The 14,196-nt window shown below is 42.2% G+C and carries 20 protein-coding genes; 2 read left to right on the forward strand and 18 right to left on the reverse strand.

Annotated elements, in window-relative coordinates:
* Positions 1-445 precede the first annotated feature (445 nt).
* A complete protein-coding gene (locus SLH55_RS20280; protein ID WP_113970914.1) occupies positions 446-673 on the reverse strand; it encodes a hypothetical protein in 228 nt (75 codons plus the stop codon).
* Between the two features lie 140 nt (positions 674-813).
* Here SLH55_RS20280 and pdaB point away from each other — a divergent pair, with 140 nt between their 5' ends.
* Entirely contained in the window at positions 814-1,563 is a 750-nt protein-coding gene (gene pdaB, locus SLH55_RS20285; RefSeq protein ID WP_219166410.1) for a polysaccharide deacetylase family sporulation protein PdaB, read from the forward strand.
* A gap of 42 nt (positions 1,564-1,605) precedes the next feature.
* Here the strand turns inward: pdaB and SLH55_RS20290 are convergent, their stop codons facing one another.
* Positions 1,606-2,241 carry a KinB-signaling pathway activation protein gene (locus SLH55_RS20290; protein ID WP_320324376.1) on the reverse strand — a complete coding sequence of 212 codons (636 nt, stop codon included), beginning with the start codon at positions 2,239-2,241 and terminating at the stop codon, positions 1,606-1,608.
* 149 nt (positions 2,242-2,390) lie between these two features.
* Here SLH55_RS20290 and gerD point away from each other — a divergent pair, with 149 nt between their 5' ends.
* A complete protein-coding gene (gene gerD, locus SLH55_RS20295) occupies positions 2,391-3,041 on the forward strand; it encodes a spore germination lipoprotein GerD (RefSeq protein ID WP_219166408.1) in 651 nt (216 codons plus the stop codon).
* A gap of 80 nt (positions 3,042-3,121) precedes the next feature.
* Here the strand turns inward: gerD and SLH55_RS20300 are convergent, their stop codons facing one another.
* The 16 genes from SLH55_RS20300 to SLH55_RS20375 form a co-directional block, all read right to left on the reverse strand.
* On the reverse strand, positions 3,122-4,171 hold the full coding sequence (locus tag SLH55_RS20300; protein ID WP_219166407.1) for an Mrp/NBP35 family ATP-binding protein: 1,050 nt from the start codon (positions 4,169-4,171) through the stop codon (positions 3,122-3,124).
* Between the two features lie 584 nt (positions 4,172-4,755).
* On the reverse strand, positions 4,756-5,484 hold the full coding sequence (gene cwlD, locus SLH55_RS20305) for an N-acetylmuramoyl-L-alanine amidase CwlD (protein WP_219166406.1): 729 nt from the start codon (positions 5,482-5,484) through the stop codon (positions 4,756-4,758).
* A gap of 93 nt (positions 5,485-5,577) precedes the next feature.
* Positions 5,578-6,024 carry a DUF2521 family protein gene (locus tag SLH55_RS20310; protein ID WP_219166405.1) on the reverse strand — a complete coding sequence of 149 codons (447 nt, stop codon included), beginning with the start codon at positions 6,022-6,024 and terminating at the stop codon, positions 5,578-5,580.
* A 244-nt stretch (positions 6,025-6,268) separates the two neighbouring features.
* Complete coding sequence (gene rpsI / locus SLH55_RS20315) at positions 6,269-6,661, reverse strand: 30S ribosomal protein S9 (protein WP_034765933.1); 393 nt, start codon at positions 6,659-6,661, stop codon at positions 6,269-6,271.
* Positions 6,662-6,683: 22 nt separating this feature from the next.
* On the reverse strand, positions 6,684-7,121 hold the full coding sequence (gene rplM, locus SLH55_RS20320; protein WP_034765935.1) for a 50S ribosomal protein L13: 438 nt from the start codon (positions 7,119-7,121) through the stop codon (positions 6,684-6,686).
* A gap of 525 nt (positions 7,122-7,646) precedes the next feature.
* Complete coding sequence (gene truA / locus SLH55_RS20325; protein ID WP_320324377.1) at positions 7,647-8,399, reverse strand: tRNA pseudouridine(38-40) synthase TruA; 753 nt, start codon at positions 8,397-8,399, stop codon at positions 7,647-7,649.
* A gap of 14 nt (positions 8,400-8,413) precedes the next feature.
* On the reverse strand, positions 8,414-9,211 hold the full coding sequence (locus SLH55_RS20330; protein ID WP_226677476.1) for an energy-coupling factor transporter transmembrane component T family protein: 798 nt from the start codon (positions 9,209-9,211) through the stop codon (positions 8,414-8,416).
* Positions 9,208-10,077 carry an energy-coupling factor ABC transporter ATP-binding protein gene (locus tag SLH55_RS20335; RefSeq protein ID WP_320324378.1) on the reverse strand — a complete coding sequence of 290 codons (870 nt, stop codon included), beginning with the start codon at positions 10,075-10,077 and terminating at the stop codon, positions 9,208-9,210. Before SLH55_RS20335 ends, SLH55_RS20330 begins: the two co-directional genes overlap by 4 nt.
* Positions 10,053-10,889: an energy-coupling factor ABC transporter ATP-binding protein gene (locus SLH55_RS20340; RefSeq protein ID WP_320324379.1), complete on the reverse strand. Its 837-nt coding sequence runs from the start codon at positions 10,887-10,889 to the stop codon at positions 10,053-10,055. Before SLH55_RS20340 ends, SLH55_RS20335 begins: the two co-directional genes overlap by 25 nt.
* Positions 10,890-11,168: 279 nt before the next feature.
* On the reverse strand, positions 11,169-11,531 hold the full coding sequence (rplQ, locus tag SLH55_RS20345; RefSeq protein ID WP_034765940.1) for a 50S ribosomal protein L17: 363 nt from the start codon (positions 11,529-11,531) through the stop codon (positions 11,169-11,171).
* Between the two features lie 46 nt (positions 11,532-11,577).
* Positions 11,578-12,522: a DNA-directed RNA polymerase subunit alpha gene (locus SLH55_RS20350; protein ID WP_034765941.1), complete on the reverse strand. Its 945-nt coding sequence runs from the start codon at positions 12,520-12,522 to the stop codon at positions 11,578-11,580.
* Positions 12,523-12,692: 170 nt separating this feature from the next.
* Complete coding sequence (gene rpsK / locus SLH55_RS20355; RefSeq protein WP_032085294.1) at positions 12,693-13,082, reverse strand: 30S ribosomal protein S11; 390 nt, start codon at positions 13,080-13,082, stop codon at positions 12,693-12,695.
* Between the two features lie 25 nt (positions 13,083-13,107).
* Complete coding sequence (gene rpsM, locus SLH55_RS20360; RefSeq protein ID WP_034765943.1) at positions 13,108-13,473, reverse strand: 30S ribosomal protein S13; 366 nt, start codon at positions 13,471-13,473, stop codon at positions 13,108-13,110.
* 24 nt (positions 13,474-13,497) lie between these two features.
* Positions 13,498-13,611: a 50S ribosomal protein L36 gene (gene rpmJ, locus SLH55_RS20365; RefSeq protein ID WP_003156543.1), complete on the reverse strand. Its 114-nt coding sequence runs from the start codon at positions 13,609-13,611 to the stop codon at positions 13,498-13,500.
* 38 nt (positions 13,612-13,649) lie between these two features.
* Positions 13,650-13,868: a translation initiation factor IF-1 gene (gene infA / locus SLH55_RS20370; RefSeq protein WP_034765945.1), complete on the reverse strand. Its 219-nt coding sequence runs from the start codon at positions 13,866-13,868 to the stop codon at positions 13,650-13,652.
* Positions 13,861-14,181, reverse strand: a complete 321-nt coding sequence (locus SLH55_RS20375) for an RNA-binding protein (protein ID WP_374939755.1) — start codon at positions 14,179-14,181, stop codon at positions 13,861-13,863. The genes infA and SLH55_RS20375 overlap by 8 nt, the downstream gene beginning before the upstream one ends.
* Between the last annotated feature and the right edge of the window lie 15 nt (positions 14,182-14,196).

Genomic DNA, 14,196 nt, shown 5'->3' on the forward strand with positions numbered 1-14,196 from the left:
CACGCCGCCAGCGTTCGTCCTGAGCCAGGATCAAACTCTCCGATAAAAGTTTGAATAGCTCTTTAAAAATAAATCTAGAATTAACGTTGACGTATTGTCTTGTTTTGTTCAGTTTTCAAGGTTCAATATGCGATCACTCCGTTAGAAGCGACTTTATTAATTTATCACAAATCACTTTGTGATGTCAACTGTTTTTCAAAATTATTTATTGGTGTTTCTTCTAAATAATTCATTGTGTTTCAGCGACGTTTATTACTATATCAAGTTTTTAAATAAGGGTCAATACATTTTGTGAACTTTTTTAATAAATTATTTCAAGCACATTACTTCTTTTACATCCATCACTTCTCCTTAAGAGATTCTCCTCATTATGGACAGCCTATTTCCATTGATGAGGTTGCAGCTCCTGCTTGTCCATAAACTTAAAACAGGAGCTTTCTTGCCATTAATAGGTTTCTTTCTTGGCTGCCGTCTTCATATATTTCAAACATTCCTTATGACTCGCAAATCGTTTAAAAAGGGAAAATAAGATTTTATACCGTTCATCCATTGCTCTCTTAACGATATGATCAATTCGAGAATCTTTTAGATCAAATAGGATTTCATCCATTTCTCTTTTCAATAAATACTCTATTTCCTGTTTCTCTCTATCATTAATCATTAACCCCAGCAAGTATGTCACCCCTTTATGTTTGTATTTGTAGTTTTTTCCATTAAGTGAAATTTATAATCATTTTTTCATCAGATAGATATTTTTTCCGGGGACATGCATATCTTTAATAAAGATAGACGGTTGAACGGAGGGATGATTCTGTGAATACGTTTCATACAGTGAACGCTAAGAAATTAAAGCAAATTAGTCTGATCATCGTGATCTCTTTCTTTACTGCTTTGTTTGTATATAGCAGTAACCTCTCGAGCCTTTCCGTATTTGGTACGAAAGATGGTCCGAAAGCGATTTACAAAGGGGAAAAGGGAATAGCGATTACCTTTAACATTGGTTGGGGGGATGAAAAGGCCAAGCCTATTCTTGAGGAATTGAAGAAGAGGAATGTTACATCCGCTACCTTCTTTCTTTCGGGAGCCTGGGCTGAACGTCATCCTGATCTAGTGGAACAAATCGTGAAGCAGGGCTATGAAATCGGAAATCTCGGCTATGCTTATTCCGACTATACGGAGATGGAACCGAGTAAGATTAAGCAGGATATATTGAAAGCCGATACCGTCTTTAAGAAACTGAATGTGAAAGAAGTGAAATTATTACGGGTACCAACTGGTCATTTGAACAAAGAAACGTTAAAGGTGGCTGATTCTCTAGGCTTAACAGTCGTCCACTGGAGTGTCGACTCCAAGGATTGGACGAATCCCGGAGTAGCAGAAATCACTAAGAATGTAAGCAAGGCTAAAAAAGGGGATATCGTCCTTCTCCATGCATCAGATTCTGCCAAACAGACGAAGGATGCCTTGCCGTCCATTGTAAGTGAGCTAAAAAAGAAAGGTAACTTCATTACCGTGTCTGATATGATCTCAAACGGTGATGCCAAATCATCCTTAATACAATAAAAAAATCCTGCAGATGAGATATGTTCATCTGCGGGATTTTTTTCAGCTCTTGGCCGAGTGCTTTTGTTCTCTTTCTATTTGGGATTTCTCTATATACTTAGGAAGGCGTAACAGCTGGAATGCGTTACAGGCAAGTAAAGCTAGTAGCATTAGATACAGCCATCTCACCGAATTCACCAATAACACCGGTAGCCATTCTAGTGTTGTCACTACAATCATAAAAAACAGTGCTGATACAAATGTGTTGGTTTTAGCTTCTGATTGTCTGTTCTTTACATAAGCCACGATAAGGCCCACCGCTAAAATTCCAAAGCCGAGCAGAAAATACGGCGAATATGATTCACCCTCTACAGCAAATGCCCTGAACCGGAAGTAAATCAAATCAAACAGTACAAGGGCAATCAGTACCAGTTGAACGGAATTCCACAAGCTCTTAAACATTCCCATTCCGAATTGATGAATGGTCAAGTAAGCAAAGTACCCCATTTGACTGATGACACTGAATGTAAATCCGACAAATATGAACCAAAGCAGACTTGATAATATGCCAATCACGTCGCCGTCTTGAAAATATGGTCCGAACTGATCCCATCTGATAAGAAGGGCGGCCACACCTGTTACGCCTCCACCGATTACTAACGTATGAATAAATAAACGAATCCAATTGCGGATGGTCACTTCTATTTTCCCCCATATAAAAAAATATACACTCATTTGATTGTACCAACGCATGTTTAAAAAATCCAGATTCCAATTATCCCTGTGCATATTTTTTTCGTTTTTTCTCATATTAAATGTAAGGGAATTTGTATGGAAGGAGCCTACCCATGAAAAAATATTCCTTTCTTTTTCTACTGACCGTCCTTCTTCTATCCGCTTGTAGCGGTGGTGGAGAAACGGGCAGTGGCAAAATGGATTATGAAGAAACCAAGAAAATGGTTGTCGATATATTAAAGACCGACGATGGAAAAAAAGCCATCCAGGAAGTCATGTCAGATGAAAAAATGAAATCTGAGCTCATTATGGATCAGAAAGTCGTTACGGATACCATTTCCAAAACGCTGACATCCGACAAAGGAACAGAGTTCTGGAAAAAATCCTTTGAGGACCCGAAGTTTGCAGAAGCCATGGCCAAAAGCATGAAATCCGGCAACGAAAAATTACTCAAAGACTTGATGAAAGATCCCGAGTATCAAGGAATGATGATGGACCTCCTCAAGGATCCTGAATTCAAGAAAGAACTTACAGAAGTCTTAAAAAGCCAGGAATACAAAGAATATCTGCAAAAGGTCATCACCGAAACATTTGAAAGCCCATTATTCAAGGCTAAACTTCAGGATGTACTATTGAAGGCTGCCGGCGAAATGAAAGATGGGGGGAAAAGTGAAGGCGGCGGAAGCGAATCTTCTTCTTCTGGAGATAGTCAGGGAGGTTCCGGGGACACCGGAGGCTCAGGCAGCGGAGGCGGCGGGCAATAAGGCTGGTAACCGCTTTGTTTGATCCTGGAATTTCAAAAGGACAAATGCAGTTTCTGCATTTGTCCTTTTTAGCTGTTTCCCTACGATAGCTTTTCAATCACTTTATGTGCGATTTCGCCATATATCTGACCAAGTCGGTGATCTTCTGCATAAATAGAAGGAGCAAAATCCTCTTCATTCCAGTCCGGCTGTTGAAGCGGAAGCTTACCTAATAAGTCTGTACGGAGTTCTTCTGTAAGCTTCTCTCCTCCGCCTTGACCGAATACGAATTCCTTTTCACCGGTCAGTTTGCTTTCAAAATAAGACATGTTTTCTACTACCCCTAGAATATCGTGATCCGTTTGAAGGGCCATTGCACCTGCACGAGCCGCTACGAATGCTGCCGTTGGATGCGGAGTCGTCACGATGATCTCCTTACAATGCGGAAGCATCGTATGAAGGTCGAGAGCCACGTCTCCAGTCCCCGGAGGAAGATCGAGAAGTAGATAGTCTAAATCGCCCCACTCGACTTCAGAGAAGAAGTTATTGAGCATTTTCCCAAGCATCGGTCCTCTCCAAATGACAGGTGCGTTATCTTCTACGAAGAATCCCATGGAGATGACCTTTACGCCGAATCGTTCTACTGGAATAATTCTCTCTCCCCTCACGACTGGGCGTTTCACGATTCCCATCATATCTGGTACGCTAAACCCATAAATGTCGGCATCCACCAGCCCCACTTTTTTACCTTGACGGGCTAAAGATACTGCCAGGTTGACGGATACCGTTGATTTCCCCACTCCGCCTTTTCCGCTGGCAATCGCGATGAAGGTTGTCTTACTTGCAGGGGATAATAAATCCGTTCCTTCTCCACCCGCTCCTCTATGCTTTTCAAGCTCCTCTTCGGGAAGCTCCGTGAATCGTATTCCTACAGATTCCGCTCCGTTCTCTTTTAACACTTGGACAATTTGTTGCTGGAACTGCATTTGCTCCCCAGTACCTGTCTTCGCGATGGCAATCTTCACACTGACATGGTTCTTTTCTTCTTTTACGGAAATGTCTACAACTCCATTTGTTTCTTGTAACGTTTTATTTAAAAAAGGATCTTTTAATCCAAATAATAGCTCTCGCGTCTGTTGTTCCGTTAACATGAATAACCACCCTTTATTTATGTATTCGTTTTCAACTTTCTGTGTTCAGTATAACATATTCTGCATTGAATGAATGCTCAAAAGGTTTTGAATGCTTTTGTTGAATAATAAATAAGGATCTTTTGATATGCTATCACCAGACCCCGATTTATCAAATGCTCTGTCATTTAGAGGTGCCAGAGGGTGAGGGGAACTACTCCGCTTTTCACGGACGTTCGGCCGGGCCATCTCACCAAATAGACTGAAAAATTCCGCTTGATTAGTAATGAATATTTAAAAAGGCAGAAATAGACGGAATGATTCCGCTTATTTACTCAAAAGAATACAAAAATAGGTGATTTTTTTTGCATAGTCGGAACACCTCCGCTTATTTACACCAATATAAGTTCCACTCTGAATATAACCGGAAAATCTCCGCTTATTTTATTTTGGCTTGTTCTTCTATAAAGGGCAAGACATTTCAATTGTATTCCCAATAAAGAAACTCGCCAAATTTCCTCGGCGAGTTCTACTTTCCATATACTATTCAAACTGCCAATTCGGCACTTATTTTTTAAAAAGCACCTCAAAACGAAACCATTTAGTTATTCCTCGTCAGCTTCTTTTTTGTCATTATCGTCCATGGTCAGGTAGTTGAGTACACCTTGATACACAGAGGCAGCAATTTTTTGCTGGTAATCCTCTTTTAGAAGGTTTGCCCGCTCACCTGGATTGGATAGGAACCCAATCTCCACGAGGGCACCGGATTTTTTCGCGTGTTTTAGGATGTAGACATTTTGAAGACCTTTTGCTTCTCTTGTCGTGTTTTCTAAATTCCGAGTAAGTTCTCCTTGAATGGCTTTAGCAAGAGCTTTGTTTTCTTCATACTTAGGATTATAAAACGTTTGGGCCCCGCTCCATTTCGGAGAAGGAATGGAGTTCAGGTGTATGCTAAGAAACATATCCGCCTCTGACTCATTAATTAAGCTGAGCCTTTTCTTTAAATCCTCCACTTTCCGTCGGCTATATCCTCTTGTATCTTCATCTGCCAGATCTTCATCCTTCTCACGTGTCAGGATCACGAGAGCTCCTTGTTCTTGTAGATAATCCCGTATCATTAAAGATACATTTAGAGCAATATCCTTTTCCAGGGCTTTCTGATCACCCGCTCCGCCATCCGGTCCACCATGCCCTGGATCTATATAAATGATTTTACCTGATAGGGGAAGATTCCAAGAGTCCCATGTATCCTTGTCTAAAATCTTATATTGAATGATAAATAATAATATAGCCAGTGCAGAAATTATCCCGATAACCTTCAGTTTCTGAACCATCCCAGTCCTCCCATTTCCAGTCTTAACCACGGAAAAGAATTCCCGCTGCCTTTACTAAAAAATATGGGACAAGAATGGGATTTAGAACTGAAATTAATTCAAACGCAGTTTGTGACGCTTGATTCCTTTTTCATATCCTTCAGACCACCATGTTTCAACGAAGTGTTCACAGCAAAAGTAAAAGGACTCATCGACCTGATTGGAGACACCCATCTCAGACCAGTACAACCAGAAGTTATAAAGCGTATCGATAAAATGCTTCATTTCTTCCTCACAGCGCTTTTTGACTAACTCTGTGTCTTCACCTGAGTAACCGAATTTACTCACCTTGCCTCCGAGTAAGTAGGCTTCTATGGCTACATCAAAACATGCCTCATCAAACCCCTGCTGCATAAATACGCCGCCTTGAACCTTTATATATCCAAAATGCCGCCTCACGCTCTCCTGCAGCATCTTAATCGAAATTTCTTTCAGTAACGTTCTTTCCGTCTTAATTTGCTTTTCTCTTCTCTTTGTATTGAAAGTTGTAATAACGTTCAAATCATCCACCCCTTTGAACGTATTTTCCTACCCAACACCGCACTTCATTCGAGTAACTGTTACCAATTTTTTGAGGGACGGACCTCCATAATGAGCCTTCGAAAGGATATAGTTTCTTGGTATAAATGCATATTGGTACAGAATCTCATGAGAATTGGAGGTCCGTCCCTCAAAACGAACTCCCTTAACGCAATAAAAAAAGCCCAGCCGACAGAATCGGCTGAGCTTTTGTGTGAAATAATAATTAACGCTTAGAGAATTGTGGCGCGCGACGTGCACCTTTAAGACCGTATTTTTTACGCTCTTTCATACGAGAGTCACGAGTTAATAATCCAGCGCGTTTTAGTGTTCCACGGTATTCAGGGTCTGCTTGTAGTAAAGCACGAGCGATTCCGTGACGGATCGCACCAGCTTGACCAGCATAGCCTCCACCATTAACGTTTACTAAAACGTCATAGTTACCAAGAGTTTCAGTTGCAACTAGTGGTTGCTTAATTACTTCTCTTAGTGCTGCGAATGGGATATAAACTTCTACTTCACGATCATTGATAACAATGTTTCCGTTACCTGGTACTAAACGTACACGAGCTACTGAGCTCTTACGACGACCAGTTCCGTAATATTGAACTTGAGCCAAGATAATAACCTCCTCTTATTAATTATCCACGAAGTTCGTAAACTTCAGGTTGTTGGGCTTGATGTGGATGCTCTGCTCCAGCATATACATGTAATTTCTTGAACATTTGACGACCTAGAGAACCTTTTGGAAGCATACCTTTAATAGTAAGCTCAAGCATTTTCTCTGAGTAGTTTGTACGCATTTCTAATGCTGTACGTTGTTTTAAACCACCTGGGTGATTTGTGTGACGGTAGTAGATCTTGTCCGTTAACTTCTTCCCAGTTAATTCAATTTTTGAAGCATTAAGAATGATTACATGATCACCAGTGTCAACATGTGGTGTGAATGTTGGTTTGTGTTTTCCGCGTAGAATTGAAGCAACTTCACTGGATAGACGTCCAAGAGTTTTACCTTCAGCATCTACAACGAACCATTTACGATCGATTTGGTTGGCTTTTGCCATATACGTTGTACGCATGATTTAACCTCCTATTTAATGAATCCGTAGTATTTATTTTCTAATCACAATAAGTTTCCGGGGCTTATCGTGGGGTTAATAACATACCATATGCTATATTATCTTGTTCCCAGTCTATTGTCAAGAGAATGTTACACCAGGATTAGTTGTTTTAGTATTTTTTTGTGGAACTTGTTTATCATCTTTAATAAACAAGTTCCTAAAAGATTGGTTTCTATTAGATAGTAGTGGTTGATTTCCGCTCCAGGTGCTCGCTTTCCGCGGGGCGGGCGGTGAGCCTCCTCGGCTTCGCCTGTGGGGTCTCACCTGTCCAGCTACGGCGGCTAGCCCCTCGAGGTCATAAGCTTAATGGTCCAAGAAGGCAAAAGAACGCCTTCTTAGCCCATTCATCTTATGCTTGTCGGGGCTGAACGAGCCGCCTCCGCTTTTCGTGCTGTCCCGCTATTCCCGCAGGAGTCGAGCACCTTCCGCTACAATCAACAAAAGGGGGTCTACATAACCCTCTTTCAAAATGCTTAACGGTCTCTAAATCTCAGCAGAACCATAATCCACCTTCCACAAATACAACCCATGCGGGGGTGCGGTCTTTCCTGCACGATCACGATCCCGGGCTTCCAGTATTCCAGATATATCTTCTACAGGAGTATTCCCAGAACCTACCTCCAATAAAGTACCTACCAGGATCCTCACCATATTATACAAAAATCCATTTCCCACAAATGAAAAGATGATTTCTTCTTCATGCTCATGAATGCCAATATGGTGGATCGTCCTTACTTTGTCTTCTACTTCTGTCTTAGCCGAGCAGAAACTGGTGAAGTCATGCTTACCGATGAGGTGACTGGCAGCACGCTCCATGTCGGACACCGAAAGACCATAAGGATAGTGAAGGGCGAAGTGACGTTTGAATGGACTTCTCGATTCTCCCGTATAGACCCGGTAGCGGTACTCCTTCTTCTCCACCGAAAACCTTGAGTGGAAGTCAGCGGAAACAAAAGCAGCGTCTTTCACAGTCACCTCATCGGGTAACCTCGTATTGAGTACAACCGGCCATTTCTCTTCTGGAATGGATAGGGGTGTATCAAAATGAAACACCTGGCCATTGGCATGTACTCCTGCATCCGTCCTGCCAGAACCACTGATACGTATTCTCTCACCCTTATGGATGGACGATAAGACGTCTTCCAGGACACCCTGGACGGTCCGTTCTCTCGGTTGTACCTGATAACCATGAAAAGACGTCCCATCATAGGCGATGGTACACTTCACTCTTTGCATTCGCGACACTCCCGTTATCCTCTGAAAATGATTAATACAGCTGTCAGGAGGGCAAGGACAATTAACGCTCCTGTATCCTTCTTATGCCAGGATAACAGGCGGTATTTCGTCCTCCCCTCTCCTCCTTGATACCCTCTTGCTTCCATGGCGGTCGCCAGGTCTTCAGCCCTTTTAAAAGCACTGACGAAAAGAGGGATCAATAAAGGGATGATGGCCTTGATCCGGTCTTTAATCGGGCCTGATGAAAACTCGGCACCCCTTGCGATCTGGGCCTTCATGATTTTGTCGGTCTCCTCCATTAACGTCGGGATAAAGCGAAGGGAAATCGACATCATCAGTGCCAGTTCATGAACAGGGAACTTCACTTTCTTCAATGGATTCAAAAGAGTTTCAAGTCCATCTGTAATCGTTATGGGAGAAGTCGTCAGCGTTAATAAAGATGTAACAAGAATAAGATAAAAGAATCGTAAAGAGATAAAAATCCCTTGCCTTAAACCCTCTTCATGAACAGACAATACCCCCAAGTCAAGAATGACCGGGCCTTCCTTTGTGAAAAACACATGTAAAAAGAACGTAAACAGAATCAGCCAAAGAATGGGCTTCAGTCCTCCGATGATGAATCGGATGGATAAATTGGATAAAATGAGTGCGCTAAACGTAAAAAGACCGAGCAGTGCGTACGTAACAGCATTATTTGCCAGGAATACGACGCATATAAACCCGAATATAAATAATAGCTTTGCCCTCGGATCCATTTGGTGAAGGATGGATTTCGCCGGTACATAACGACCGAAAATCATTTTCTCCATCATAGCCCTTCACCCCCATCCCGAGTTGCACGGATGGCTGATGCCAATTCATCTATCGTTAAACAAGTCTTCGGAAGTTTCTTCCCTGACCTCTGTTCAAACTGATATTGAAAACGGACGACATCGGGAACGTCCAATCCCATCTCAAACAGTTCATCGGCACCTGAAAAAATTTCTCTGGGACTTCCTTTTCTCTTTAAACGTCCTTTTTGCATGATGACGATCTCTTCTGCGTAATGAGCAGCATCCTCCATACTATGAGTCACAAGAATCGTGGTCAGACCTTTTTCCTTATGAAGGGTATAGAACATGTCCATGATCTCCCGTTGCCCCCTTGGATCAAGCCCGGCCGTCGGCTCATCCAGTACAATGACCTCAGGATTCATGGCCAGCACACCTGCAATGGCAACACGTCTCATTTGTCCGCCTGACAGATCAAATGGGGATTTCTGCAGTACATCCTCTGACAGTCCCACTTTAACGATCAGTTCTTTGGCTCTCCGGATCGCTTCTTCCTCCGACACCCCGAAATTCATGGGCCCGTAGCAGATATCCTTGAGGACGGTTTCCTCAAACAGCTGATGTTCTGGGAATTGGAAGACGATGCCTACCTTCTGTCTGACCGGCTTTAAGTTCTTCACCTTTTGCTTTGCCTTGATTTCGTGCTCACCTACTTGGACGAGTCCCTCTGTGGGTTTTAATAATCCGTTTAGATGCTGCAACAGTGTAGACTTCCCTGAACCGGTATGGCCGATCACCGCGAGAAACTGACCTGTGGGGATCGAAAGATTAATATCTTCAAGGGCAAGTTTTTCGAATGGAGTGTTGAATGAATATCGGTATTCTACCTGTTGAAATGTGATTTGCATAATTCATCCACCAACTCTTCTTCTGTAAAATAAGTTTTAGACAAGGAAATACCTGCTTCTTTCAAAGCTCCTGCAAGCTTAATGGTAAAGGGGGAATCCAAGCCAAGCTTCAATAGCTCGTCCTCCAGAAGGAAAATGTCCTCTGGAATCCCTTCCTTAAAGACCATCCCTTGATTTAAGACAATCATTCGATCTGCCTTTGTTGCTTCCTCCAGGTCATGGGTGATGGAGATCACCGTTAAGTTCTCTTCCTCTTTCAGCTTCCGTACTGTTTCAAGGACCTCTTGTCTTCCTTTTGGATCAAGCATCGATGTTGCTTCATCTAAGATGATGATTGATGGCTGTAAGGCTACAACGCCTGCAATCGCTACTCGCTGCTTCTGACCACCTGATAAATGGTGCGGCTCTTGATCAAGAAAATCTTCCATATGGACACTTTTTAAAGCATCATTGACCCTCTGTACCATCGATTCATTCGGTACGCCATGGTTTTCTAACCCAAAAGCCACATCATCTTCCACTGTAGCACCAACAAACTGATTATCGGGATTCTGAAAAACCATACCTAGCTTTGAACGGATGTCCCAAATAGAGTTTTCAGCAAGAGTGATTCCATCCACCGTCACAAGTCCCTTCTCCGGGAAGTGTAGACCATTCAACATTTTGGCTAAGGTGGATTTACCTGACCCATTATGACCGACAATCGCCAGCCACTCACCTTGATTGACCGTCAGGCTGATGCCTTTCAGGGCGTAGGCTTCCTGATCAGGGTATCTGAAATACACATCGTCAACTTTAATGATTTCTTTCAATTCTGTAACCTCCTCTACGCTATCCTAACTCAGCTCTGCTAAAACCTTTGCATATAAAAAAAAGCCTGCACCCCAACCAAAGAAAAGAGAGTCTTTTCTTGTTCATCCACTGAACAGCTTCTATGAACATAGAAGTTGGAAGGGGTGCACGAGCTAGACGAGTCAGACAGCGCTGCTCATCGTAACGCTCTGCTTTTCATCACATGCACTTATACAAAAAGGGCAAAGAAGCAGTTAAGGATTAACTGTCCCGCCCTTAATGTTAGAAGTCACGAATTATTAAACTAATTCGATGATTGCCATTGGAGCACCGTCACCACGGCGAGGACCAACCTTCATAATGCGAGTATATCCGCCTTGACGCTCTGTGTAACGAGGAGCGATGTCAGAGAATAACTTTTGTAAAGCATCTTGGTTGTTTTCAGCGTTTGCAACTTCTTTACGAATGAATGCACCAGCTTGACGACGCGCGTGAATGTCACCACGTTTACCGAGTGTGATCATTTTTTCCACAACTGAACGAAGCTCTTTCGCACGAGTTTCAGTTGTTTCGATGCGCTCGTTAATGATTAGGTCTGTAGCTAAATCACGTAGCATTGCTTTACGTTGAGCACTGGTACGTCCTAACTTTCTGTAAGCCATTAAGGGTTCCCTCCTTTGTTGAGTCTATATATGAAAGAAGATGTTATCAGTCGTCTTTACGTAAACCGAGTCCAAGGTCTTCAAGTTTAACTTTAACCTCTTCAAGGGATTTACGTCCTAGGTTACGCACTTTCATCATATCTTCTTCAGTCTTGTTAGCAAGCTCTTGAACAGTATTGATTCCAGCACGCTTCAGGCAGTTATAAGAACGAACAGAAAGATCTAATTCTTCGATGGTCATCTCAAGAACTTTTTCTTTTTGGTCTTCTTCTTTTTCTACCATGATTTCAGCATTCTGCGCTTCATCTGTAAGGCCAACGAAAATATTTAAGTGTTCTGTTAGAATCTTAGCACCTAAAGAAATCGCTTCTTTTGGTCCAATACTTCCATCAGTCCATACATCAAGAGAAAGTTTATCGTAGTTCGTCATTTGACCAACACGAGTATTTTCTATTTGATAGTTAACGCGTGAAACTGGAGTGTAAATAGAATCGATTGGGATCACGCCAATTGGAAGATCCTCACGTTTGTTTTGGTCTGCTGGTCTGTACCCACGACCACGGGATGCACTTAAACGCACACGGAAGTGACCACTCTTAGATAACGTTGCGATGTGTAAATCAGGATTTAACACTTCAACATCACTATCATGAGTAATATCAGCAGCCGTCACGACTCCTTCACCCTGTACATCAATCTCCAGCGTTTTTTCTTCATCAGAGTAGATCTTCAACGCTAGCTTCTTGATATTCAAAATGATGGATGTGACATCCTCTACGACGCCTTCAATTGTTGAAAACTCATGCAGTACTCCATCTATTTGAATAGATGTGACAGCAGCACCTGGGAGTGACGATAATAGGATACGACGTAAGGAGTTACCCAAAGTTGTACCATATCCACGCTCAAGTGGTTCTACGACGAACTTTCCATATGTGGCATCATCGCTGATCTCAACCGTTTCAATTTTTGGCTTTTCAATTTCGATCATTAATATTTACCCTCCTTCAAAACGTCGAAACTCCGGGCTAAATAAGATAAAGTCCGAAATTCCCCATGTTTACGTTCCCTATTGTGCACCAACAACTGGTTACTTTTCTGAATGAACGTATCTTGTATCATATCCCATTATAGACAACGATACAAAATTTATACAGAAAATTAAACGCGGCGACGTTTTGGTGGACGGCATCCATTATGAGGAACTGGAGTAACGTCTCTGATTGCAGTAACTTCTAGACCTGCTGCTTGAAGAGCACGGATAGCTGCTTCACGACCAGCACCAGGACCTTTAACTGTTACTTCAAGAGTTTTTAGACCATGTTCTTGAGAAGCTTTAGCTGCTGTTTCAGCTGCCATTTGCGCTGCGAATGGAGTAGATTTACGAGAACCTCTGAATCCTAGTGAACCTGCACTTGACCAAGCAACAGCATTTCCGTGAACATCAGTAATAGTTACGATTGTGTTATTGAATGTAGAACGAATGTGTGCAATACCAGCTTCGATATTCTTTTTCACACGACGTTTACGAGTATTAGTTTTACGTGCCATACTAAGAAGTAACCTCCTTTACCTATTATTTTTTCTTGTTAGCTACAGTCTTACGAGGACCTTTACGTGTACGAGCATTGTTCTTCGTATGTTGTCCACGAACAGGTAGTCCACGACGGTGACGAAGACCGCGGTATGAACCGATTTCCATAAGACGTTTGATGTTTAGTGATACTTCACGACGAAGATCACCTTCTACTTTTAATTTATCAACGATATCACGAATCTTTCCTAGTTCGTCGTCAGTAAGATCGCGAACGCGAGTATCCTCAGATACACCAGCTTCAGATAAGATTTTCGCTGCAGTATTTTTACCAATACCGTAGATGTATGTTAATGAAATGACAACACGTTTGTCACGTGGAATGTCTACACCAGCAATACGTGCCATAGTGATAGCGCACCTCCTTTAAGATTAGCCTTGTTTTTGTTTGTGTTTAGGGTTTTCACAGATAACCATGACTTTACCTTTTCTACGAATAACTTTACATTTTTCGCAGATCGGCTTAACAGATGGTCTAACTTTCATCTTATTCTAACCTCCTTAATAGTACGGAGTGCAATAGATTATTTATAACGATAAGTGATTCTACCACGAGTTAAGTCATACGGTGATAATTCTACTGTTACCTTGTCACCAGGTAGGATACGAATGAAATGCATACGGATCTTTCCTGAAACATGTGCCAGTACTGTATGACCATTTTCTAATTCTACCTTAAACATCGCATTGGGCAAAGTCTCGGCGACCTTACCTTCAACTTCAATTACATCATCCTTAGCCATCGAACATGTCTCCCTTCTTCTCATCATTTAACACTTCGTTAACAAACTTTGAAACAGCATAACGCAGTTTACCGTTCGTTACTCTGCCTGATTCTATAATACTGTTTTGAACTTCTGGAGAAACATAGTCACACAAGTGAAGATGAGCGATGTTCTTTCGCTTGGCGCGATCAAACTTTCGTCTATCCCCATCCGCTATGAGTACAAAACGTTCATCCAACTGCTGAACAACGACCGAGTAGCTTCCTGTTTCTCTCCCTTTAAGGGTTTGAACAATCTGGCCAATCCTCGGAACCGTCGTATCTGACTCGATCAATCCAATCACCTT

Source organism: Rossellomorea sp. YZS02 (assembly GCF_033963925.1).
Taxonomy (GTDB): Bacteria; Bacillota; Bacilli; order Bacillales; family Bacillaceae_B; genus Rossellomorea.